The following is a 21,047-nucleotide window of genomic DNA, read 5'->3' as shown; positions in this document are numbered from 1 at the left end:
TCGAGCGAAGTGGGCACCGGTTCGCGTGAAGAAAACGCGTTGAGATAAAAAGCGTTTTCGAGCGAAGTGGGCACCGGTTCGCGTGAAGAAAACGCGTTAAGACAAAGCAGCTGGAGCAATTGCTCCAGCGCGCTTCCCGCTCGGTGCATGACGCGCTGCAGCAAAGCCGGGTTGTCCCGCATTGGCGGAGGGCATAAAACTCGGCGCTCTAGGGGCAATTGAGCTTTCCATGTCCGCCGTGCGCGGATGAGCGCCCGCACAGGCTGACATGACCGCAATCGTAGACCCCGCCTTGCCGCGCCACGGCATGAGCTTCCGTTCCTTCGTGACGCTGACCGCCGCCTTGATGGCGGTGAACGCGCTCGCGATCGACTCGATGCTGCCGGCTTTGCCCGAAATGGCCGAGACGCTCGGCATCATGGAGGCGAATCACCGGCAATGGATCGTCACCGCCTATCTGCTCGGATTCGGCGTCGCGCAGATCGTCTACGGTACGCTGTCGGACCGCTTCGGCCGCAGGCCGGTGCTGCTCTTCGGCCTCGGGCTCTATGTGCTGGCGAGCATCGCGGCGGCCTTCGCCGGCTCCTTCGAGGCGATGATGTGGGCGCGCGTCGTCCAGGGCATCGGCGCGGCGGCGACGCGCGTGCTCGCGGTCTCGATCGTGCGCGACTGCTATTCCGGCCGCGACATGGCGCGGGTGATGTCGCTCGCCATGATCGTCTTCCTGGCGGTGCCGATCCTCGCGCCCTCGATCGGCCAGGCCATCCTCTGGGTCGCGCCCTGGCGCTGGATCTTTGGCGTGCTGACGATCTTCGGCGCCTCGGTGATGCTCTGGGCCGCGTTCAGGCTGCCCGAGACGCTGCATGAGGAAGATCGCAAGCCGATCGAGTTTCACAGCGTCGTCGCCGCCTTCCGCACCACGCTGACGACGCGCGTCGCTGTCGGTTACATGTCGGCCATGGCCTTCGTCATCGGTGGTTTGTTCGGCTTCATCAACTCGGCCCAGCAGGTCTTCGTCGATGTCTTCGCGGCGCCGCAGCTCTTCACCATCATCTTCGCGCTGATCGCGGGCTTCATGGCGGTGGCCTCGCTGGTGAATTCGCGCATCGTCGTCAGGCTGGGCATGCGCCGGGTCTCGCATGCCGCGCTGCTGGGCTATATCGCCTTCACCGGCACGCATGCGCTGATCGCGCTGGCGGGGCATGAATCGCTCTGGAGCTTCACGGCCCTGCAGGGCGGCGCGATGTTCTGCTTCGGCCTGCTGGCGCCGAATTTCGGCGCGCTCGCCATGGACCCGCTCGGCCATGTCGCGGGCACGGCCTCCTCGGTGCAGGGCTTCGTCACCACGGTCGGCGGCGCGCTGATCGGCTTCTATATCGGCCAGCATTTCGACGGCACGGTGGTGCCGCTGACGCTGGGCTTCTCGCTGTGCGGGTTGGTCGCGCTGGGGATCGTGCTGGTGGCTGAGAAGGGCCGGCTGTTTCGGCCGGCGCCAGGTCGCAGCTGACAAGAAGCCGCCGCGGAAATCGGGCCATTGGGGCTGGCCCTTGCCCTTCGACCGCCGCCTCTTGGCGACGGGCATGCCGGGAATCGTCTTCAGTCCTGGTAGATCGATAGAGATTCGCATTGGCTCGGGAAGCGACGCCGCCGATCGGCTTCCCGTCTAGGGGTTGTCTCACGCAGTCTTGAGATTGACCGCCGAGGACTTGCCGGTCTTGCGGTCGGCCTCGAGATCGTAGCTGATCTTCTGACCTTCGTTCAGGCCGCGCATGCCAGAGCGCTCGACCGCGCTGATATGCACGAAAACATCGCTGCCGCCCTGATCAGGCGTGATGAATCCGTAGCCCTTGGTTTCGTTGAACCATTTCACGGTACCCGTGCTCACGTGCTGTTCCTTCAGTCTCAGTTCAGGTCGGCTCATGCCGACCCGGCCTTACTGTAGGGGGCAATCCGCTATGGTTGCAATGATGCGCCGCAAAACGCCCTTGCGCCGGTCTTTGCGATGTCGCAGATGCAGCCCCGTCCCGAGAGTCGAGGCCCTTGCCCCGCACGCTCCGCTCCCGCATGAACGGCAGCGGAAATATCCGAAGGAGCCCCGAGCCATGACGAATTACGTGATCGATCCGCCTGCCGTCACCGCGGTGCCGGTCGCCGGCGGCGGGCTCTTCCCCGTGCGCCGGGTCTTCTGCGTCGGCAGGAACTATGCCGAGCATACCCGCGAGATGGGCGGCGATCCCGATCGCGAGGAGCCGTTCTTCTTCACCAAGCCGGCCGACGCGCTGCTGATCAACGGCGCCGACATGCCTTATCCGACCAAGACCAAGGACCTGCACCACGAGATGGAGCTGGTCGTGGCGATCGGCACCGGCGGGCATGACATCCCCGAGGCCGAGGCGCTGAACCATGTCTATGGCTATGCCGCCGGGCTCGACATGACGCGGCGCGACCTGCAGGCCGCCGCCAAGAAGACCGGCAAGCCCTGGGACATGAGCAAGGGCTTCGACCTTTCGGGGCCGATCGGCGAGATCGCGCCCGCGAGCCATGTCGGCCATCCCAGCGCCGGCAAGATCGAGCTTGTCGTCAATAGCGTGCCTCGCCAGAGCTCGGACCTCGCCAAGATGATCTGGAGCGTGCCTGAGACGATCGCCTATCTGTCGAGCCTCGTCGTGCTCGCGCCCGGCGACCTTATCTTCACCGGTACGCCCGAGGGCGTCGCGGCGGTGGTCAAGGGCGACGTGCTGGAAGGCGAGATCGCCGGCATCGGCAGCGTGCGCACCCGCATCGTCTGAGAGCCGAATCGAAGTCCATCGACACAGTCCATTCGAAAGCCAAAACCATGAGCCTGACCCCCGACGCCAGCGGCGTCTTCCCGATTGCGCCGACGCCGTTCAATCCCGACGGCACGATCGACTGGACCTCGACCGAGCGGCTGTTCGCATTCTATGACGGCATTGGCTCTGACGGCACGACCGTGCTCGGCATCATGGGCGAGGCACCCAAGCTCGAGCCCGAGGAATCGGTCCGCATCGTCAAGATCGCCGTGGCCAAGATGCCGGGCAAGCCGGTCATCGTCGGCGTCTCCGCGCCGGGCTTTGCCGCCATGCGCTCGCTGGCGCGCCAGTCGATGGAGCTCGGCGCCGCCGGCGTGATGATCGCGCCGCCGCCATCCCTGCGCACCGACGACCAGATCGTCGGCTATTACGCCCAGGCCATCGAGGCGATCGGCACCGACATCCCCTTCGTCATCCAGGACTACCCGCTGACGCTCTCGGTGATCATGACGCCGGCGGTGATCCGCAAGATCGTCATGGACCACCCCTCCTGCGTGATGCTGAAGCATGAAGACTGGCCGGGGCTGGAGAAGATCTCGACCTTGCGCAAGTTCCAGGCCGAGGGCTCGTTGCGGCCGATCTCGATCCTGACCGGCAATGGCGGCATGTTCCTCGATTTCGAGATGGAACGCGGTGCCGATGGCGCGATGACCGGCTACGCCTTCCCCGAATTGCTGATCGACGTGGTCAAGCTGCAGAAGGCCGGCCAACGCGACGCCGCCCACGACATCTTCGACGCGCATCTGCCGCTGCTGCGCTATGAGCAGCAGCTCGGCGTCGGCCTCGCCGTGCGCAAATATACCATGATGAAGCGCGGCATCCTCGCGAGCGACGCCCAGCGCAAGCCGGGTTCGTCGATCTCAGCCAAGGCGAAGACCGAGGTCGATTACCTGCTGGCGCGCGTCGCGAAGATCGATCCGCGCGCCAAGGTGTGAGGCATCAAGCGCGGGGAACCCCTCTCCCGGATGGGAGAGGGGCAGGGGTGAGGGCAGGCCAGACAACCAGATCACGCAAGCGGCTCCGCATCGTCTCTGACGCTGTCGGGTAAAAACAGCGTTGCGGCACTGTCTCGCCCCGACAATGAGCGGCACACCCTCATCCCTGCCCTTCTCCCATCCGGGAGAAGGGTTCCCCGCGCTCTTGTTTTTGCGGTCTTGCCGCTCCTCAATGCGTATGCGCGCCGAGGGCAGGGGCCTTGGCGCCCATGGCCTCGACCTTGAACGCGACCTCGACCGTGCCGGCCTTCTCGAAGCTCAGCACGCCCTTGAGCATCTCGTTCTGCTTCAGCGGCTGCTTCAGATCCATGAACATGATGTGGTAGCCGCCGGGCTTGAACTCGACCTTGGCGCCGGGCGCGATCGCGAGCCCGTTTTCGAGCGGCCGCATGGTCATGATGCCGTCGACCACAGCCATCTCGTGCATTTCGACGCTGTCCGCGAAGGGCACGGAGATAGAGACCAGCCGGTCCGGCGTTGATCCCGTATTCTCGATCGAGAGATAGCCGCCACCGACCTTCGCGCCGGCGGGCGTGGCGCGCGACCAGGGATGGCCGATCTTGAGCGGGCCGGCCTTGTATTCATGGGCGAAGGCGGCGGCGCCGCTCACTGTCAGTGCGAGGGCCGCGAGCATATGCAAGATCTTGTTCATCGAAATCTTGTTCATCGAAAAATCCTGAATGGCTGCATCGACCATGCCCGAAGGGCAGGGATGCGAAACGGCAGGGTGGCCTGATGCGCCTGCCCGAATGAAAGCGGATAGGAACCGTCAGAGACGGAAGGGAGCCGCGACCGGCGGCGCGCGCGATTGCGGCAGGCCGAACGCGGCCATGCGCGGCGGCGCTGGGATGATGGTTTGAGCGGCAGGCGCCTGAACGGCCAGCCGGACGATCATGCCCTGGGCTGTCGGCGCCGGGCCGGCGATCACCGGATTGACCGGGCAGCCCTTGCAATGCGTCAGCTCGCCGGCAGGCTCTGGTGCATCAGGTCCGGGAGCGCTCAATCCGGAACAGAGCAGCGCGCCGTCGAGGCCGGGATGGGCGAGCGCGGCGGAAGGCGCCAGCCCCGCAGCCAGCACCGCCAGCGCATAGGCGACGGCGAGCCAGGCTCCGAGCGTGGAGCGGCGCAGTCGTGCGAGCTGGGAGGCGAAAGCCGGCATGCCGGGCAGATGCACCCGCATTCCTGCGCCCGTCAAGCTGCGCCAGTGAAGCCGCGCACTCGCGCAGCGACCGTCACGGTGCTTCGGCGAAGGATTTTTCGCCACGGCGCTGCTTGCGGGAAAATTCTTTTCTCCTGTTTCGTTTCTTTAAAAGAACGATTGGGTTGACAAAGAGGATATCTCCGGCCAGATTATGGCTTGTCATCGGGCTTGGTTCGATGGCCGCGGGGATTTGAGCGAGCAGCTTGCGCCGCGTCACCAAACGCTAAAGCGCCACGACGTGGTCGTGGGCTCCAGTTATGAGGAGAAGACCATGGCCATGCTGATCGTTCGACCTGACGAACCCCGCCTCGCCCGCGATATGGGCTGTTGTCGACGCTGATCCTGCGCTGAAGGCCGGCTCACCGGCTCTCTTCCATCCGTCAGATGTCCATCAAGCGCCGCAAGAGCGGCGGAGGCAGAACCATGTCGCATATTCATTCCAGTTACGGCCAGCAGTCCCAGGTCCAGGCGTCGCAGGCTTATGTCATCGAGGTTGGCGAGACCCAGGCGGGCCTGGTCAATCGCCGTCCCGACGAGCGCTATTTCACCTTCATCGCCGCGTCCGCCGCGTTCCATGCGCTCGAGGGCCATCGCTTCGCCACGCCGAGCGCGGCCGAACTTGCCGCCCGTCAGCTCGCCGCTCCGCGCCGCCACAGCGCGACGCGGCTGGCATCCTGACGAGGCCGCGATGGGCTCGCTCGCCGTTCTCTGGCGCTGGCTGTCGTCCTGGTTCGCCAGGGCGGTGCCTGTGCCTGCGCAGGCAGCGTGCGATCCTGCTGCTGATGAGGCCCTGCGCCAATCCATTCATGATGTGACGCACGAACAGCTCGGCATTGCCCACTGGTCCTGCCACACCCATTTCTGAGGCCATGATGAACGCCCCTTTGAAGCCTGACGCCTTTCGCGTCGGGATCGATATCCCGCCATTGCCTGAACCGATCATCCGCTTCGAGCGGGTCGGCAAGGTTTTCGCCGGCCGTCGCGGCCAAAGCGAGGTCGAGGCGCTTGCGGGCATCGATCTCGATGTGCCCAAGGGCGCGATCGTCGGCGTTATCGGTCGCTCCGGCGCCGGCAAGTCGACCTTGATCCGGCTGGTCAACGGGCTGGAGCGCGCCAGCTCCGGCCGCATCCTGATCGAGGGCGAGGACGTTACCGGCCTGAGCGAGGCCGGCTGGCGGGCGCGGCGCCGCACGACCGGCATGATTTTCCAGCATTTCAACCTGCTCTCCTCGCGCACGGTGTTCGACAATGTCGCGTTGCCGCTGGAGATCGCCGGCACGCCCAAGGCGGAGATCACGGTGCAGGTCGAGCGCCTGCTCGATCTCGTCGGCCTCGCCGACAAGCGCGAGCGCTATCCGGCCGAGCTGTCCGGCGGCCAGAAGCAACGCGTCGGCATCGCCCGTGCGCTCGCGACCGAGCCGAAGGTGCTGCTCTGCGACGAGGCGACCTCGGCGCTCGATCCTGAGACGACGCAATCGATCCTGGCGCTGCTCAAGCAGGTCAACCGCGAACTCGGCGTCACCATCCTGCTGATCACTCACGAGATTCCCGTCATCAAGGAAATCTGCGACCGCGTCGCGGTGATCGAGGGCGGGCGGATCGTCGAGGAGGGCGACACCTTCTCCGTGCTGACGCAGCCCAAGCACCCGACCACGGCGCGTTTCGTCGAGGCGGTGACCGGCGTTGATCTGCCGGCTCATCTCGCCAGCCGTCTTCGCATCGAGCCCCGGTCGGGCGACGCCGCGGTGCTGCGCATCACCTTCACCGGCGAGAACGCGACAGCCCCGGTGATCAGCCGGTTGAGCTCGATCATCGGCGTCGACGTCAACATCCTGGCCGGGCGCATCGACGCCATTGCCGGCAAGCCCTTCGGCAGCCTGCTGGTCTCGGTGCCGGCGCGCGAGCCTGAACTCGGTGCCGTGCTCGGCGCGCTGAAAAGCCTCGAACTCAAGGTGGAGGTCATCGGCCATGTCGCCTGAAATCATCCGGCTCATCCTCCAGGCCACGGCCGACACGCTGACCATGGTCGCGGTCGCAGCCGGGATCGGCACCTTGCTGGGATTGCCGCTCGGCGTCTTCCTGGCGACGAGCAAGCGCGGCGAGTTGTTTGCCGCGCCCTTCGCCAACGCGGTGCTCGGCGCGCTCGTCAACGCCACGCGCTCGACGCCCTTCATCATCCTCGTCGTCGCGATCATCCCGTTCACGCGCTTGCTGGCGGGAACCTCGATCGGCACTGCGGCCGCGATCGTGCCATTGACGGTCGCCTCCACGCCCTTCATCGCGCGGTTGATCGAGGGGGCGATCCGCGAGGTCGATCAGGGCCTCGTCGAGGCCGCCCGCTCGATGGGCGCGACGCCGGTCCAGATCGTGCGCAAGGTCTTGGTGCCCGAGGCGCTGCCCGCGATCGTGCTGGGGCTCACGCTCGCCATTGTCAGCCTGCTCGGCTTCTCCGCCATGGTCGGCGCGGTCGGCGGCGGCGGGCTCGGCGATCTCGGCATCCGCTACGGCTATCAGCGCTTCATGCCCGATGTCATGGCCGCCGTCGTCGCCGTCCTGATCGTCCTGGTCCAGACCGTCCAGAGCATCGGGGATCGGCTCGCCCGCCGCCTCAACAAGCGCCTGCGCCACGCCTGAACCCTAACCCCGGCCCTCATCCTGAGGCGCATCCTTCGGGACGCTGGCTGCGCCGGCTCCTTGGGATGAGGGCTGAGATTTTCGATCCGCAATCCCAAGCACAACCGAAGGAGCCCATCCCATGTCCATCATCACTCGCCGCGCCGCGCTGGCAGCCTCTGCCGCTCTTGCCCTGACGCTTGCCGTGCCGGCGCTCGCCCAGCAGAATCAGGTCGTGCGCATCGGCGCCTCGCCCGGTCCCCATGCCGAGATCCTGGAGAAGCTGAAGCCGCTCGTCGCCAAGCAGGGCATCGATCTCAAGATCATCGAGTTCTCCGACTATGTCGTGCCGAACCAGGCGCTCGACGCCGGCGAGCTGGAGGCCAATTCCTTCCAGAACCAGCCCTATCTCGACAACCAAGTGAAGGATCGCGGCTACAAGATCGTCAGCGTCGGCCTGACCGTGAACTTCCCGCTCGGCATCTATTCGGCCAAGTACAAGAGCTGGGGCGAGGTGCCCGACGGCGCCACCATCGCCATCCAGAACGACCCCACCAATGGCGGCCGCTCGCTCCTGCTGCTGCAGGACAAGGGCATTATCAAGTTGAAGGACGGCGTCGGCTTCAAGCCGGGCCCAGCCGACATCGTCTCGAACCCGAAGAAGCTGAAGGTCATCGAGATCGAGGCGGCGCAGACCCCGCGTTCGCTGGCCGACGTGGCCGCCGCCGCGATCAACACCAACTACGCCGTCGACGCCAAGATCGAGCCGACCTCGGCGATCCTGCGCGAGGATCCGAAGGGTCCCTACGTCAACGTCATCGCGGTCCGCGCCGCCGACAAGGACAAGCCCTGGGTCAAGACCCTGGTCGACGCCTATCACACCCCCGAGATCAAGGCCTTCGTCGCCGAGCGCTTCAAGGGCGCGGTGCTCGCCGGCTGGTAACCCTTCCTCCCCACCTGGCCCCGATCGCGGTCAGGCGCCTGCCCCGGATGCGTGCATCCGGGGCTTTTTTGTTGCTGCTCAGCGCGTGATCTTGCCGAAGGCGAAGAACTGCGTCTCGCCGGAGGACTCGTCGACGCCGTCATTATCGGTGACGACGAAGAGGTCGCCCGCCTTGTCCAGCGCCATGCCCTCGACCTTGTCGAGGCCGTAGCCGCCGAGCTTCATCAGATCGGGCGTGAGGTCGCGCAGCGGCGCCTTCTCCACGGTCGGGATCGTGGTCGAGCCAATCGGTGCCGGCGTCAGGCCCTTGACCGAGAAGGTCGCCAGCGTCTTCACCGCCTTGTCGCCGAAGAGGTTGTCGCGCTCGATCACGGCGAAAGTCTCGTTGCCGAGAGCGGTCAGTTCGGACAGGCCCATCCAGGCGCCGTCGGCCGGCTTGCCGAGCGGGTAGTGCAGCACGCCCCATGTCTTCGTCGCAGGCTTGTAGCTCAGGATCTTGGCCTTGCCCTTGGGATCGTCCTTCCACTCGCGCTGCACGGCGAGCCAGACGGTCTCTTCCGCGCCGGAGCCGGTCACAGCGACGCCCTCGAAACCGAAGCGGGTGGCCTGCTTCGCCAGATCCTCGGGGAGAAGGATTTCCTCCTCGACCGCGCCTGTGGCCGAGGCGCGCAGCAGGATGTTCTGCGTCGGCTTGTCCTTGGCCTCGGGGTTGCCCTCGGAGGCGAGCCAGAAGCCGCCGGCGGGGCGCGTCGCGATGGCTTCGAGATCATAGGCGGCGGGCTTGCCGTCCTTGGTCACGGTCAGGGCCGCGGCGATCCGGGCCGGCTTCTGGCTGGCGTCGATCTCGACAATGCGCGAGGGCGAATAGGCGTTGTCGATGACGGCGAAGAGACGCCCGGGCGTCGTGGGATGCGCCGCCAGCCCCGACAGCGCCCCCCAGCCGAGCGGCGCGCCCTCGACATCGCTGGAGACGATGCTCGGATAGGCGGCGGCCTGATCGCCGCGCTGATAGATCGTCACGGCGGAGCGGGCTCCGCCCTTCTCGCCGAGATCGGCCTCGGAGGCCGAGACGAAGAGGTTGCGCTGCGGGATGGCGAGCAGGCCCTCCGGCGCGATGCCGCCCGGCAGCGCCTGGAGATAGCGCGGCGGCCGGCCGGGGCCCTCATCCTTGTAGACCAGGACCAGCGAAGCGCGCTCCAGCCCGACGAAGATCAGGCGGTCATTGCCGTAGTTCGCGACCTCGATGCCCTCCGGCTCGCTGCCCTTGGCGGCCGAGCGGCGCTCGGGGTAGTGGCCGAGGCGCATCGCGATATGTTCGACTGTCGCCGCTGAATCGAATTCGACCGTGCCGTCCTTGCGAAAGATGGTGAAGCCGCGCGAGCCGCCCTTCCAGTCGCCCTCATTGGCGGTGACGAAGCGGTCATTGTCGAGCCAGCGCACGGCGTCGGGCTCGCGCGCCACGCCCTTCAGCTCCTCGCTGGGCTTGATCTGGCCGTCGCGGGTCTTGTCGATCTCCTTGAGATCGACCGTGCCGGCCGGAAAATGCGTGACCAGCTTGCCTGTCTTCACATCGACGATGGCGATGTGGTTGTTCTCCTGCAACGTCACCACGACGAGGCCGTCCTGGTTGACGTCGACAAATTCGGGCTCCGGGTCGGTCGGCTCGACAGCCGCGATGCCGGTGAGGTCGACGACCTGGCGCGAGGCACAATCGGCCGCGCCGTCCTTGACGCCGATCAGGGTCAGGTTCCCGGCCGGCAATTGCGGCAGCGCGCCCTTGTTCAGCTTCTCGTCGCGCTCGTTCTCGATCGCGATGACGATTCGGCTCTTGTCCTTGCTGAGCGTGATCGAGTCGGGCTGGCCACCGAGCTCGCACGTTGCGACGACCTGCCTGGTCTTCAGGTCGATGGTGGCGAGATGCCCGGTCGGCTCCTTGAAGTTGTCGCCGGAGGTGACGACGGCCGCGAAGGCGAGATCGCCGAGGATGACGATCGAGGTCGCCTCACCCCCGACGGGAACGAAGCCGGCGGGCCTGGGTGCGTTCGGCGTGGCGATGTCGATTAGCCCGACGGCCTTCTGCTCGCCATCGGTATAGGCGAGCAGGGTGCCGGCCTCGTTGGCCGCGATGATCTCGGCGACCGTCTTCTGCATGGCGTCCCGGTCCGCGGGAAGGTTGAGCGGCACGGAGAAGGTCGCGATGCGGTTGAACATCGGCTCGGCCGTGGCGGCGCCGCAGAGCAGCTCGGAGGCGAGGGCGGCGAGGATGAAGGACTGGCGCATGGATCGATCCTGCTTCCGTTGAGGGGATAGCGCGAATCCAATCGGCTAGTCAGGCTGCATGACAGTTGCGTGTCGGAGTGCCGGAAATCCGGCACCCCGACTAGAGCATTTTCGAGCGAAGTGGACACCGGTTCGCGTGAAGAAAATGCGTTAAAACAAGAGGATGGAGAATTTTCGCGATTCGGAGAGACGCGGAAATGCTCCAGACGGGCTGCTGGTCACACACTCGCCGCGGCATTGGCGGAAGAGCTGGCCGCCGAGCGCTTCAGGCCGATCACCTCGAGCTCCGTGATCAGCGCGACGGCTGCAGCCTGCGCCAGCACGAAGGCGATGCCGAGCCCGCTTGGCTGGAACCAGCCCGCGACCAGGATCGCGATGCTGTCGGCGACCCAGAGGATGTTGACGCCGATCACGGCGTGGACGGCCAGGCGCGGCAGGATTTCGCGGGCGCGGAGCCAGGCGAGCAGCGCCGCACAGGGCAGCAGCACCAGGCCAGCGCCGCGCAGGAAGCCCGCGGGGAAGCCGAACAGGCTGGAAAGCGGGCCGGCGGCTGTGGCGAGCAGCAGGCCGGTCGCGGCGCAGGCGGCGGCATCAGCGGCAAGGGCGTTCCGCAGGAAGCGCGAGGATTGGATCATGGACATCGCTCTGGTCTCCTTGGTTGTGGCCGGGGCGGTCTTGAGCCTGGGGCCGTGGTCGATGGAGGCCATGCTGACGGGATCGTGTCGGCGGGTCGATTAAGCGCGAGGTAATTGAAAGCGGGTCGCTCTCGGATAGGTTTGGCGTCATGAACAAGCATCATCAGCCCATGGTCGGTTCGCTCATCCGCGACTGGCGGCAATTGCGACGGCTCAGCCAGCTCGATCTCGCGCTCGAGGCCGAGATCTCGCAGAAGCATCTCAGCTTCCTCGAAAGCGGCCGCTCGCAGCCGAGCCGCGACATGGTTCTGCTGCTTTGCGAGCATCTCGGCGTGCCGCTGCGCGAGCGCAATGCGCTGCTGCTGGCTGCGGGCTATGCGCCGGTCTATCTGGAGCGCTCCCTGGAAGATCCCGGCCTGCAAGCGGCGAAGGCGGCGATCGACCTCGTGCTCAAGGGCCACGAGCCCTATCCGGCGCTGGCGGTGGACCGCCATTGGACGCTGCTCGCCGCCAACGCCGCGGTTGCGCCGCTGCTTGGCCTGATCGCGGATGCTGATCTGCTGCGGCCGCCGGTCAATGTGCTGCGGCTTTCCCTGCATCCGGACGGGCTCGCCCCGCTCATCGTGAATCTGGGCGAGTGGCGGATGCATCTGCTCGCGCGGCTGCGCCAGCAGATCAGGGCCACGGCCGATCCGGTGCTGGCCGATCTCCTGGCCGAATTGCTGACCTATCCCGCGCCGGTCGAGCCTGCGCGCAAGGGCCATGCGCAGGAGGTCGACGCCGAGCCCGCCATCGTGGTGCCGCTGCAATTGCGGCTGGGCGAGACGGTGCTGTCCCTGATCTCGACCACGACGGTCTTCGGCACGCCGGTGGACATCACATTGTCGGAGTTGGCGCTGGAGACCTTCTTTCCGGCCGATGCCGCAACCAGCGAAGCCTTGCGCGCAATGGCGGCGCAAAGCGTCTCCACGGAGTTGCCAGGCGTTCCGTGAACCGCGGGAAATTCCCGGGAACCTTCGTTCGGCCCATTGGTTTCTTCATCTCAGGCCGCAAGGGCGGCGCGAATTCATGAGAAGGATCAAGATGATGGGCAGCACCGCCGACAAGATCAAGGGCATGGCCAATGAGGCCGCCGGCAACGTCAAGCAGGCCGCCGGAAAGGCGCTGAACAAGCCCGGCCTCCAGGCCGAGGGCATGGCGCAGGAGCGCAAGGGCGAGGCTCAGCAGGCGCTCGGCAAGGGCAAGGACGCGGTCAAGAAGGTGATCGACAAGGTCTGATCGCGATCAGGCTTCGGTCGAAGAACGGGCTGCCGGAAGGCGGCCCGTTTTTTTGTGTGCTTTACCGCTGCCCGTCATTGCGAGCACCCGGGTCTTGCCTTCGGCAAGCCCGAGTACAGGCTCCGCGAAGCAATCCAGGGGCCGCCGTGCTCTGCGAGACTGGATTGCTTCGCTGCGCTCGCAATGACGTCAGGGTCATGCCGCGCCGCCGAGTCCGCCCAGAAAGTCCTTCACCCGACCGAAGAAGCCGGCGGCTTCGGGATGGGTCGAATGCGAGCTCTCGCGCTCGAACTCCAGCAGCAATTCGCGCTGGCGGGCGGTGAGCTTCTGCGGCGTCTCGATCAACACCTGGATGTAGAGGTCGCCGACTTCGCGCGAGCGCAGCACGCTCATGCCCTTGCCCTTGAGGCGGAACTGCTTGCCGGTCTGCGTGCCTTCGGGAATCTTCACCCGGGCTTGCTCGCCGGTCAGCGTCGGCACCTCGATCTCGCCGCCGAGCGCCGCCGAAGTCAGGCCGAGCGGCACGCGGCAGAACAGATCGGCGCCGTCGCGCTGGAAGATCGCGTGCGGCCTGATCGAGAGGAAGATGTAGAGATCGCCCGCCGGTCCGCCGCGCAGGCCGGCCTCGCCCTCGCCGGCGAGCCTGATGCGGGTGCCGTCCTCGACGCCGGCCGGGATGTTGACGGCGAGCGTGCGCTCGCGCGTGACCCGGCCCGCGCCCTGGCAGATCTTGCAGGGGTCGTCGATGATCTCGCCGCGGCCATTGCAGGTCGGGCAGGTGCGCTCGACCGAGAAGAAGCCCTGATTGGCGCGCACGCGGCCATGGCCGCCGCAGGTCGGACATTGCCGCGATTTGGAGCCCGGCTTGGCGCCGCTGCCGGTGCAGGCCTCGCAGGCGATCGAGGTCGGCACGCGGATCGAGGCGTTCTTGCCGGTGAAGGCGTCCTCGAGGCCGATCTCGAGATTGTAGCGCAGGTCGGCGCCCCGCTCGCGGCCATTGGCTGCGCGTGGGCCGCCGCGTCCGCCGCCCCTGGCATCGCCGAAGAAGCTGTCGAAGATGTCCGACATGAAGTCGGAGAAATCGGGATTGCCGCCACCCCCGCCGCCATTCTCGAAAGCCTGGTGGCCGAAGCGGTCATAGGCCGCGCGCTTCTGCTCGTCGGACAGAACCTGATAGGCCTCGTTCAGTTCCTTGAACCGGGCTTCCGCCCCCTTGTCGCCGGGATGACGGTCAGGATGGCATTGCATCGCCTGCTTGCGGAACGAGCTCTTCAGCTCAGCATCGCTGGCGGTCTTGGAAACGCCGAGGATCTCGTAATAGTCGCGCTTGGACATCAAACAGCCGCCCCTTCGCACTCCTCGAAATCATGGCCGGGCTTAGGCCCGGCCACCTCCGACAGAAGAGCGATATCTTCCTTCAGGACGCCTTCTGCGAACGCAATGGCCGGGTCAAGCCCGGCCATGTCGCTCAGCGAAAGGAGTCGTGCAATCAGGCGCTCTTCTTCTTGTCGCCCTTGTCGTCGCTGACGTCCTTGAAGTCGGCGTCGATGACGTCGTCCTTCTTGGCTTCAGCCGCATGCTCGTCGCCGCCATCGGCTGCGGCGGCGCCCTCCGTCTGGCTCGCCGCATACATGGCTTCGCCCAGCTTCATCGAAGCCTGCATCAGGTCGGTGGTGCGCGCCGAGATGGTCTCGGCGTTGTCTTCCGCCAGGGCCGCCTTCAGCGCGTCGAGCGCGGTCTCGATCGCCGTCTTGTCGGCGGCCGTGACCTTCTCGCCATAGTCCTTCAGCGACTTCTCGGTCGAGTGCACCAGGCTCTCGCCCTGGTTCTTGGCCTCGACCAACTCGCGGCGCTTCTTGTCCTCGCCGGCATTGGCCTCGGCATCCTTGACCATCTTCTGGATGTCGGCCTCCGACAGGCCGCCAGACGCCTGGATGCGGATCTGCTGCTCCTTGTTGGTGGCCTTGTCCTTCGCCGTCACCGAGACGATGCCGTTGGCGTCGATGTCGAAGGTCACCTCGATCTGCGGCATGCCGCGCGGAGACGGGGGAATGCCCATCAGGTCGAACTGGCCGAGCATCTTGTTGTCGGCCGCCATCTCGCGCTCGCCCTGGAAGACCCGGATCGTCACCGCCTGCTGATTGTCCTCGGCAGTGGAGAAGACCTGGCTCTTCTTGGTCGGGATCGTGGTGTTGCGGTCGATCAGGCGCGTGAACACGCCGCCCAGCGTCTCGATGCCGAGCGAAAGCGGGGTCACATCGAGCAAGAGCACGTCCTTGACGTCGCCCTGCAACACGCCGGCCTGGATCGCGGCGCCGATGGCGACGACCTCGTCGGGGTTGACGCCCTTATGCGGCTCCTTGCCGAAGAACTGCTTCACGACCTCCTGGACCTTCGGCATGCGGGTCATGCCGCCGACGAGAACGACCTCGTCGATCTGGCCCGCCGAAAGACCGGCATCCTTGAGCGCCTTCTTGCAGGGCTCGATGGTGCGCTGGACGAGATCGTCGACCAGGCTCTCGAACTTGGCGCGCGAGAGCTTGATGGCGAGATGCTTCGGACCGGAAGCGTCAGCCGTGATGTAGGGCAGGTTGATTTCGGTCTGGGCCGTGGTCGAGAGCTCGATCTTGGCCTTCTCGGCAGCTTCCTTCAGGCGCTGCAGGGCGAGCTTGTCCTTCTTCAGGTCGATGCCCTGCTCGCGCTTGAACTCCTCGGCGAGATATTCGACGAGGCGCATGTCGAAATCCTCGCCGCCGAGGAAGGTGTCGCCATTGGTCGACTTCACCTCGAAGACACCGTCGCCGATCTCGAGGATCGAGACGTCGAAGGTGCCGCCGCCGAGGTCATAGACCGCGATCGTGCCGGCCGACTTCTTGTCGAGGCCATAGGCCAGGGCAGCCGCGGTCGGCTCGTTGATGATGCGCAGCACTTCGAGGCCGGCGATGCGGCCGGCATCCTTCGTCGCCTGGCGCTGGGCGTCGTTGAAATAGGCCGGGACCGTGATGACGGCCTGGGTGACCGGCTGGCCGAGATAGGCCTCCGCGGTCTCCTTCATCTTGGTCAGGGTGAAGGCCGAGATCTGCGACGGCGAATAGTCGGTGCCGTCGGCCTCGACCCAGGCGTCGCCCGCGGCCGCCTTCTTGATCTTGTAGGGGACGAGATGCATGTCCTTCTGCGTCATCGGATCGTCGAAGGTCCGACCGATCAGGCGCTTGATCGCGAAGAAGGTGCGCTCGGGGTTGGTGACAGCCTGGCGCTTGGCCGGCTGGCCGACGAGGCGTTCGCCGTCATCGGTGATGGCCACGATCGACGGCGTGGTGCGGGCACCTTCCGAATTCTCGATGACCTTGGGTGTAGAGCCTTCCATGACCGCGACGCAGGAGTTTGTCGTGCCGAGGTCGATACCAATAACTTTACCCATGGAGGGGATCCCTTTTAAATTGAGCAGATCGCCGGCCCGCGACGCCTGGGCGCCGCCTTCCGGCCCATGGACCGGGCCGCCCCCGCCTACTGCGGCGAGCGAAACCGGCATTCCACGTCGAACGGTCGTTAAACCGCCTCTTGGCGGCGTATATAGTGAGGGTGTTCCCGCCCTTGCAAGACACGAGAGCCGATTAAGAATCTGGCGCCGTCGCTATGGCCGGGCGGAGTCGCGACGGGATCATTCCCAGCCGGTGTTGCGCTTGTGTCCTTGCGTGCCGGCGCGGCCCCCGTCATTCAAGGCGGAATGCCAAGCTTTCTTCGGGTTTGCCGGGCCTTCTTTGGACTTGCATGCCTTCGCTCGGTCGAGCCTTCGCCAGGGTTGTGACGTGAACCGACATCTGCGCCTTGCTTCGAGCCTTGCCTTGCTCGCCCTTGTCGGCGGGACGACGCTCGCTTGCGCCCAGCCGCTGCAATTGCCCGGCGCCCAGCCGCCGAACCAGGCCGGCACCCAACAGGCTGCGCCGCCTGCCTCCGGCGGCGCAGCGGGGACACCGCGCGCCCATGTGATGCCGGCGATCAAGGTCGCGGGCGAGGAGGCGATCATTGGCCGGACGCTCAGGCGCAATGGCGGCTTCGGCGAGGCGGTCTTCGACAAGACCGCGGCGGGCTACGGGCTGAAGCTCAAGGCCGAGGGGTTCCAGGCCAGCAATCTGGTCGAGCCCTGTGCGATCTCGTTCGGCGATGCGCCGGTGCCGCTGACATCGCTGGGAAGACCCGCCGGCGTGCCGCGCTATAAGCTCGAGGCCTCGATCTGCCCGATCGTCTTCGATGTGCTCGATGGCGCTTTCCTCGTGGTTGAACCGGCGCAGCCCTGCGTCGTCGAGGCCGCCGCCTGTCGGATCGATCCGCGCGGCCTGTGGGGGCCGGATTCGCGCACGCTCGTCTCTCGCGCCAAGGAGATCGAATCCGCCCGCGGCACGGCTGAAAGAGCGGTGCGCGAGGGCTATCGTGTGCTGGGCGCCAAGGGCGATGCGTCCGACCAGCGCGCCATCGCGCGCGAGCAGGCGAGCTTTTCGGCCGAGCGCGAACTGACCTGCCGCGACTTCCAGCGCGAGGGTTCGCTCGGCTTCTGCGGCGCGCGCATGACCGAGGCGCGGGCCGCATCGATCCGGGCGCGTCTCGGCATCACCAGCGAGCCGAAGCCCGCCGCCAAGCCCAAGCCGCGTCCGAAGCCGGTCCCGCTGCCGCTCACGCCGACGCAGTAAGAGCGGGATTCACGACACCCACCGCGCCGTCATTCCGGGGCGGCCCGCAGGGCCGAGCCCGGAACCCATAACCGCAGGTGGCCGAACACACGCAGCCGACGGGCCCGCCTCGTTCTGGGACCACAGCGGTTATGGGTTCCGGGCTCTTCGCTGCGCGAAGCCCCGGAATGACGGGGGTGTTTGTCAGCCGCGCTTTTCGACCGCAGCCCGCAACGCCCGCGTCGCGCCCTCGACATCGTCGGCCCCGAACATCGCGCCGATCACGGCGACCCCGTCCGCACCGGCGGCCATCACCGAGGCGGCATTGGCCGCATTGATGCCGGCGATCGCTCCGACCGGGAGGGAACCCAGCGCCTCGGCTGCCTGCCGCCGCAGCGCAGCGTAGCCGTCGAGGCCGAGCGGGATGTCGGCATCGCCCTTGTGCTGCGTGGCGAAGACCGGGCCGACGCAGGCATAATCGATGCGCGCGGAGGCGAGGTAGGGCAATTCCGCCGCCTCTCCCAGCGTCGCGCCGATGATCGCGTTCTCGCCGAGCAGGCGGCGGGCGTCGGCAAGCTCCATGTCGTCGGCGCCCAGATGCACGCCTTCCGCGCCGGCCGCCAAAGCGACATCGACGCGGTCGTTGATCAATAGCGGCACGCCGGTGCCGGCGAGCGCCGCATGGATCGCTCGGGCCTCCCGCACCATCTCGCGCGTCGAGGCCGCTTTGGCGCGGTACTGGATCAGCGTCGCGCCGCCTTTGGCGGCCGCACGGGCGAGGTCGGCGAGCGAGCGGCCTCTGGCGATCTGCGGATCGACCAGACCGTAGAGCAGGATATCGACGCTCAACCCTCTTCTCCCATCCGCGCCCGCAGCGTGGCCTCGTCGATGCCCGCCAGCGCGTCGATCAGCGCGACAGCGAAGCTGCCTGGCCCATTGCTGCGTTCGGCGGCGATCTCGCCGGCGATGCCGTAGGCGGTCAGCGCCGCGGCTGCTGCCAGGGCCGGGTTGCTCTCGACCGCGCAAGCGGCCGCGATCAGGGCGCCGGCCGCGCAGCCGACGCCGGTGACCTTCGTCATCAGGGGGTGGCCATGCGCGACCGAGAACGCGCCGCACGGGCCTTCGATGCGGTCGATCTTGCCGGTCGTGACCAGCGTCAGATCATGCTCGTGCGCGACTTCATGTCCGCGCGCGGCTTGGAGCGTGTCTTCGAGCGCCGCCATCTCGGTCGCGTTGCCGCGCACGACGATGTTGCGCAAGCGCAGCACCTCGCGGGCCACATGCTGGCGCAGGGGCGAGAGCTCGACGAAGACGGGGTCGAAGACCAGCGGCTTGGCCTGGTCGCGCGCCACCTCCAGCAGCTTGGGAATGGCGAGCTCGCTCTCGGCGTTGATCGTGCCGATATTGATCAGGATCGCGCCCGCGCCGTCGGCCATCGCCGCGACCTCGTCGACATGGATCGCCATCGAGGGAATGGCCCCGAAGGCGAGCAGCATGTTGGCCGTGATGTTCTGCGCCACCGTATTGGTCAGGCATTGCACGCGCGGCCGCTGCGCCGTCACGCGCGCCAGCACGGCGGCGACGCGGGCGGCATCGAGATGGGTGACGTCCGTGGTCATGCTCATTCCGCTGCCGGCAGGTAGAGATTGCCGCCCTTCGAGAGAAATTCCTGGGATTTCGCGGCCATGCCCGCATGCCTTTCCGTTTCGATCTGCGCCGCCGCCTGGTCAAGTGCGATGCGCTCGTTCTCGCCCATGGCGAGGACCTCGGCGCGCAGATCCTGCGTGATCTTCATCGAGCAGAACTTCGGCCCGCACATCGAACAGAAATGCGCGACCTTGTGCACGTCCTTCGGCAAGGTCTCGTCGTGATAGGCGCGGGCGGTGTCGGGGTCGAGCGCCAGGTTGAACTGGTCTTCCCAGCGGAAGTCGAAGCGCGCGCGGCTGACCGCATCGTCGCGGAGCTTGGCCGCCGGATGACCCTTGGCGAGATCGGCGGCATGGGCCGCAATCCGGTAGGTGATGACGCCGGTCTTGACGTCGTCGCGGTTGGGCAGGCCGAGATGCTCCTTGGGCGTGACATAGCAGAGCATGGCGCAGCCGAACCAGCCGATCATCGCAGCCCCGATCCCTGAGGTGATGTGGTCGTAGCCCGGCGCGATGTCGGTCGTCAGCGGCCCAAGCGTGTAGAAGGGCGCCTCGCCGCATTCGCGCAATTGCTTGTCCATATTCTCCTTGATCTTGTGCATCGGCACATGGCCGGGGCCCTCGATCATCACCTGGCAGCCCTTGTCCCAGGCGCGTTTGGTGAGCTCGCCCAGCGTCTCCAGCTCGGCGAACTGGGCACGGTCATTGGCGTCGGCGATCGAGCCCGGACGCAACCCGTCGCCGAGCGAGAACGAGACGTCATAGCGCCGCATGATCTCGCAGATCTCGTCGAAACGCTCGTAGAGGAAGCTTTCCTTGTGATGCGCCAGGCACCAGCGTGCCATGATCGAGCCGCCGCGCGAAACGATGCCGGTCACCCTGGAAGCCGTCAGCGGCACATAGGGCAGCCTGACGCCGGCATGGATGGTGAAGTAGTCGACGCCCTGCTCGGCCTGCTCGATCAGCGTGTCCTTGAACACCTCCCAGTCGAGCTCGACCGGATCGCCGCCGACCTTCTCCAGCGCCTGGTAGATCGGCACGGTGCCGATCGGGACCGGAGAATTGCGCAGGATCCAGGAGCGGATGTTGTGAATGTTGCGCCCGGTCGACAGGTCCATGACCGTGTCAGCACCCCAGCGGATCGCCCAGACCAGCTTTTCGACCTCCTCGGCCGCGCCGGAGGTGACGGCGGAATTGCCGATATTGGCGTTGATCTTGACCAGGAAGTTCCGGCCGATCGCCATCGGCTCGAGTTCTGGGTGGTTGATATTGGCGGGAATGATCGCGCGGCCGCGCGCGATTTCGCTGCGCACGAATTCTGGCGTGACGAATTCCGGCACGCTCGCGCCGAAGCTCTCGCCATCGCCATGGCGCTCTTTCGCGCCTTCCAGCATGGCGGCGCGGCCGAGATTCTCGCGATGGGCGACATAGATCATCTCGGGGGTGATGATGCCGGCCCTGGCGAACTCGTACTGCGTCGCCATCTGGCCGGGCTTGGCCGTCAGCACCGGGCGTTCCGCCGGGCAGGCAGGCACCAGGTTCTCGGGCGAGATGTTGCCATTGTCGGCGGCAGTGACTTCGCGGCCGGGAATGGTGTCGAAACCGCGCGCGTCGAGCCAGGCGCGGCGTGGCTGCGGCAGGCCTTGGTTCAGATCGATCCTGGCGTCGCTCTCGGTGAAGGGTCCCGACGGGTCATAGATGCGCACCGGTGGTTCTGCGTCGGTCGAAAGCTGCACCTCGCGGAAGGGAACCCGCATGGTCGGGTCTTCCGGCGGCGCGACATAGATCTTGCGCGAGCCGATGATCGGGCCGGTGGTGACGCCGGTCGGTGCACCAAACTTGGGCGCGGCCTTGACGCTGTTTTTGGCTGACTTGGTGTGAACGTTCATGGGATCTCCTCCTTGGTCCAAGGTTCAGGAGATCCGGCGTCGAAGCGGTCTAGCGCTGTCTGCGGTCGC

General features: G+C 66.4%; 22 protein-coding genes. 11 read left to right on the top strand and 11 right to left on the bottom strand.

The features are described from left to right. Positions 1 to 268: 268 nt before the first annotated feature. On the top strand, positions 269 to 1,507 hold the full coding sequence (locus tag ACSQ3P_RS11890) for a multidrug effflux MFS transporter (RefSeq protein ID WP_436165767.1): 1,239 nt from the start codon (positions 269 to 271) through the stop codon (positions 1,505 to 1,507). 168 nt (positions 1,508 to 1,675) lie between these two features. On the opposite strand, the gene ACSQ3P_RS11885 is transcribed toward ACSQ3P_RS11890, so the two are convergent. After that, a complete protein-coding gene (locus tag ACSQ3P_RS11885; RefSeq protein ID WP_054210450.1) occupies positions 1,676 to 1,885 on the bottom strand; it encodes a cold-shock protein in 210 nt (69 codons plus the stop codon). 217 nt (positions 1,886 to 2,102) lie between these two features. On the opposite strand from ACSQ3P_RS11885, the gene ACSQ3P_RS11880 reads away from it, so the two are divergent. Next, positions 2,103 to 2,789, top strand: a complete 687-nt coding sequence (locus ACSQ3P_RS11880) for a fumarylacetoacetate hydrolase family protein (protein ID WP_436165766.1) — start codon at positions 2,103 to 2,105, stop codon at positions 2,787 to 2,789. A gap of 47 nt (positions 2,790 to 2,836) precedes the next feature. Then, positions 2,837 to 3,766, top strand: coding sequence for a dihydrodipicolinate synthase family protein (locus tag ACSQ3P_RS11875; protein ID WP_436165765.1), 930 nt, complete (start codon positions 2,837 to 2,839; stop codon positions 3,764 to 3,766). 229 nt (positions 3,767 to 3,995) lie between these two features. Here the strand turns inward: ACSQ3P_RS11875 and ACSQ3P_RS11870 are convergent, their stop codons facing one another. From ACSQ3P_RS11870 to ACSQ3P_RS11860, 3 genes are all read right to left on the bottom strand, one after another. Further along, positions 3,996 to 4,493: a copper chaperone PCu(A)C gene (locus ACSQ3P_RS11870; RefSeq protein ID WP_436165764.1), complete on the bottom strand. Its 498-nt coding sequence runs from the start codon at positions 4,491 to 4,493 to the stop codon at positions 3,996 to 3,998. Positions 4,494 to 4,595: 102 nt separating this feature from the next. Continuing rightward, a complete protein-coding gene (locus tag ACSQ3P_RS11865) occupies positions 4,596 to 5,006 on the bottom strand; it encodes a hypothetical protein (protein ID WP_436165763.1) in 411 nt (136 codons plus the stop codon). A 52-nt stretch (positions 5,007 to 5,058) separates the two neighbouring features. Beyond that, positions 5,059 to 5,244, bottom strand: coding sequence for a hypothetical protein (locus ACSQ3P_RS11860; protein ID WP_436165762.1), 186 nt, complete (start codon positions 5,242 to 5,244; stop codon positions 5,059 to 5,061). A 206-nt stretch (positions 5,245 to 5,450) separates the two neighbouring features. Between ACSQ3P_RS11860 and ACSQ3P_RS11855 the strand changes: the two genes are divergently transcribed. The 5 genes from ACSQ3P_RS11855 (at position 5,451) to ACSQ3P_RS11835 (ending at position 8,583) form a co-directional block, all read left to right on the top strand. Further along, positions 5,451 to 5,705, top strand: coding sequence for a hypothetical protein (locus ACSQ3P_RS11855; RefSeq protein ID WP_436165761.1), 255 nt, complete (start codon positions 5,451 to 5,453; stop codon positions 5,703 to 5,705). Between the two features lie 10 nt (positions 5,706 to 5,715). Beyond that, positions 5,716 to 5,892 carry a hypothetical protein gene (locus ACSQ3P_RS11850; RefSeq protein WP_436165760.1) on the top strand — a complete coding sequence of 59 codons (177 nt, stop codon included), beginning with the start codon at positions 5,716 to 5,718 and terminating at the stop codon, positions 5,890 to 5,892. A gap of 7 nt (positions 5,893 to 5,899) precedes the next feature. After that, positions 5,900 to 7,006, top strand: coding sequence for a methionine ABC transporter ATP-binding protein (locus tag ACSQ3P_RS11845; protein WP_436165759.1), 1,107 nt, complete (start codon positions 5,900 to 5,902; stop codon positions 7,004 to 7,006). Beyond that, positions 6,996 to 7,661, top strand: a complete 666-nt coding sequence (locus ACSQ3P_RS11840; RefSeq protein ID WP_069689673.1) for a methionine ABC transporter permease — start codon at positions 6,996 to 6,998, stop codon at positions 7,659 to 7,661. Before ACSQ3P_RS11845 ends, ACSQ3P_RS11840 begins: the two co-directional genes overlap by 11 nt. A 121-nt stretch (positions 7,662 to 7,782) precedes the next feature. Further along, entirely contained in the window at positions 7,783 to 8,583 is an 801-nt protein-coding gene (locus tag ACSQ3P_RS11835; protein ID WP_069689674.1) for a MetQ/NlpA family ABC transporter substrate-binding protein, read from the top strand. A gap of 78 nt (positions 8,584 to 8,661) precedes the next feature. Here the strand turns inward: ACSQ3P_RS11835 and ACSQ3P_RS11830 are convergent, their stop codons facing one another. After that, positions 8,662 to 10,863, bottom strand: a complete 2,202-nt coding sequence (locus tag ACSQ3P_RS11830; protein ID WP_436165758.1) for an esterase-like activity of phytase family protein — start codon at positions 10,861 to 10,863, stop codon at positions 8,662 to 8,664. Positions 10,864 to 11,081: 218 nt separating this feature from the next. After that, entirely contained in the window at positions 11,082 to 11,504 is a 423-nt protein-coding gene (locus ACSQ3P_RS11825; RefSeq protein ID WP_436165757.1) for a hypothetical protein, read from the bottom strand. A gap of 143 nt (positions 11,505 to 11,647) precedes the next feature. Here ACSQ3P_RS11825 and ACSQ3P_RS11820 point away from each other — a divergent pair, with 143 nt between their 5' ends. Together ACSQ3P_RS11820 and ACSQ3P_RS11815 are read left to right on the top strand one after the other, a co-directional pair. Then, positions 11,648 to 12,490: an MmyB family transcriptional regulator gene (locus ACSQ3P_RS11820; protein WP_436165756.1), complete on the top strand. Its 843-nt coding sequence runs from the start codon at positions 11,648 to 11,650 to the stop codon at positions 12,488 to 12,490. Positions 12,491 to 12,584: 94 nt separating this feature from the next. Continuing rightward, positions 12,585 to 12,776, top strand: a complete 192-nt coding sequence (locus ACSQ3P_RS11815; protein WP_436166242.1) for a CsbD family protein — start codon at positions 12,585 to 12,587, stop codon at positions 12,774 to 12,776. 195 nt (positions 12,777 to 12,971) lie between these two features. Here the strand turns inward: ACSQ3P_RS11815 and dnaJ are convergent, their stop codons facing one another. Next, a complete protein-coding gene (gene dnaJ, locus ACSQ3P_RS11810; protein ID WP_436165755.1) occupies positions 12,972 to 14,111 on the bottom strand; it encodes a molecular chaperone DnaJ in 1,140 nt (379 codons plus the stop codon). A gap of 154 nt (positions 14,112 to 14,265) precedes the next feature. Then, positions 14,266 to 16,197 (bottom strand): molecular chaperone DnaK, encoded by a 1,932-nt coding sequence (dnaK, locus tag ACSQ3P_RS11805; RefSeq protein WP_310159316.1) that lies wholly within the window; start codon positions 16,195 to 16,197, stop codon positions 14,266 to 14,268. A 388-nt stretch (positions 16,198 to 16,585) separates the two neighbouring features. Here dnaK and ACSQ3P_RS11800 point away from each other — a divergent pair, with 388 nt between their 5' ends. Then, complete coding sequence (locus ACSQ3P_RS11800; protein ID WP_436165754.1) at positions 16,586 to 17,464, top strand: hypothetical protein; 879 nt, start codon at positions 16,586 to 16,588, stop codon at positions 17,462 to 17,464. 183 nt (positions 17,465 to 17,647) lie between these two features. Here ACSQ3P_RS11800 and thiE read toward each other — a convergent pair whose 3' ends face one another. The 3 genes from thiE to thiC are packed head-to-tail and all read right to left on the bottom strand — an operon-like array spanning position 17,648 to position 20,978. Continuing rightward, positions 17,648 to 18,292 carry a thiamine phosphate synthase gene (thiE, locus tag ACSQ3P_RS11795; protein WP_436165753.1) on the bottom strand — a complete coding sequence of 215 codons (645 nt, stop codon included), beginning with the start codon at positions 18,290 to 18,292 and terminating at the stop codon, positions 17,648 to 17,650. Continuing rightward, the gene (locus ACSQ3P_RS11790; RefSeq protein WP_436165752.1) at positions 18,289 to 19,062 is read right to left on the bottom strand and encodes a hydroxyethylthiazole kinase; all 774 of its coding nucleotides are present in this window, start codon (positions 19,060 to 19,062) and stop codon (positions 18,289 to 18,291) included. Before ACSQ3P_RS11790 ends, thiE begins: the two co-directional genes overlap by 4 nt. 2 nt (positions 19,063 to 19,064) lie before the next feature. After that, on the bottom strand, positions 19,065 to 20,978 hold the full coding sequence (thiC, locus tag ACSQ3P_RS11785) for a phosphomethylpyrimidine synthase ThiC (protein ID WP_436165751.1): 1,914 nt from the start codon (positions 20,976 to 20,978) through the stop codon (positions 19,065 to 19,067). Positions 20,979 to 21,047: the final 69 nt, after the last annotated feature.

The organism is Allobosea sp. LjRoot9 (assembly GCF_964252745.1).
Lineage (GTDB): Bacteria > Pseudomonadota > Alphaproteobacteria > Rhizobiales > Beijerinckiaceae > Allobosea.
The sequence above is the reverse complement of the archived record's forward strand: the minus strand, read 5'-3'. Positions and strand labels throughout refer to the sequence as shown.

What these genes read in the sequence shown, in the direction of transcription:
- ACSQ3P_RS11815 (WP_436166242.1), top strand. Translation starts at nt 12,585, where the DNA reads ATGGGCAGCACCGCCGACAAGATCAAGGGCATGGCCAATGAGGCCGCC.
- ACSQ3P_RS11825 (WP_436165757.1), bottom strand. Translation starts at nt 11,504, where the DNA reads ATGTCCATGATCCAATCCTCGCGCTTCCTGCGGAACGCCCTTGCCGCT.
- ACSQ3P_RS11790 (WP_436165752.1), bottom strand. Translation starts at nt 19,062, where the DNA reads ATGACCACGGACGTCACCCATCTCGATGCCGCCCGCGTCGCCGCCGTG.
- ACSQ3P_RS11830 (WP_436165758.1), bottom strand. Translation starts at nt 10,863, where the DNA reads ATGCGCCAGTCCTTCATCCTCGCCGCCCTCGCCTCCGAGCTGCTCTGC.
- ACSQ3P_RS11875 (WP_436165765.1), top strand. Translation starts at nt 2,837, where the DNA reads ATGAGCCTGACCCCCGACGCCAGCGGCGTCTTCCCGATTGCGCCGACG.
- ACSQ3P_RS11835 (WP_069689674.1), top strand. Translation starts at nt 7,783, where the DNA reads ATGTCCATCATCACTCGCCGCGCCGCGCTGGCAGCCTCTGCCGCTCTT.
- dnaJ (WP_436165755.1), bottom strand. Translation starts at nt 14,111, where the DNA reads ATGTCCAAGCGCGACTATTACGAGATCCTCGGCGTTTCCAAGACCGCC.
- ACSQ3P_RS11870 (WP_436165764.1), bottom strand. Translation starts at nt 4,493, where the DNA reads ATGAACAAGATTTCGATGAACAAGATCTTGCATATGCTCGCGGCCCTC.
- ACSQ3P_RS11820 (WP_436165756.1), top strand. Translation starts at nt 11,648, where the DNA reads ATGAACAAGCATCATCAGCCCATGGTCGGTTCGCTCATCCGCGACTGG.
- thiC (WP_436165751.1), bottom strand. Translation starts at nt 20,978, where the DNA reads ATGAACGTTCACACCAAGTCAGCCAAAAACAGCGTCAAGGCCGCGCCC.
- ACSQ3P_RS11840 (WP_069689673.1), top strand. Translation starts at nt 6,996, where the DNA reads ATGTCGCCTGAAATCATCCGGCTCATCCTCCAGGCCACGGCCGACACG.
- ACSQ3P_RS11855 (WP_436165761.1), top strand. Translation starts at nt 5,451, where the DNA reads ATGTCGCATATTCATTCCAGTTACGGCCAGCAGTCCCAGGTCCAGGCG.
- ACSQ3P_RS11850 (WP_436165760.1), top strand. Translation starts at nt 5,716, where the DNA reads ATGGGCTCGCTCGCCGTTCTCTGGCGCTGGCTGTCGTCCTGGTTCGCC.
- ACSQ3P_RS11865 (WP_436165763.1), bottom strand. Translation starts at nt 5,006, where the DNA reads ATGCGGGTGCATCTGCCCGGCATGCCGGCTTTCGCCTCCCAGCTCGCA.
- ACSQ3P_RS11890 (WP_436165767.1), top strand. Translation starts at nt 269, where the DNA reads ATGACCGCAATCGTAGACCCCGCCTTGCCGCGCCACGGCATGAGCTTC.
- ACSQ3P_RS11880 (WP_436165766.1), top strand. Translation starts at nt 2,103, where the DNA reads ATGACGAATTACGTGATCGATCCGCCTGCCGTCACCGCGGTGCCGGTC.
- ACSQ3P_RS11845 (WP_436165759.1), top strand. Translation starts at nt 5,900, where the DNA reads ATGAACGCCCCTTTGAAGCCTGACGCCTTTCGCGTCGGGATCGATATC.
- dnaK (WP_310159316.1), bottom strand. Translation starts at nt 16,197, where the DNA reads ATGGGTAAAGTTATTGGTATCGACCTCGGCACGACAAACTCCTGCGTC.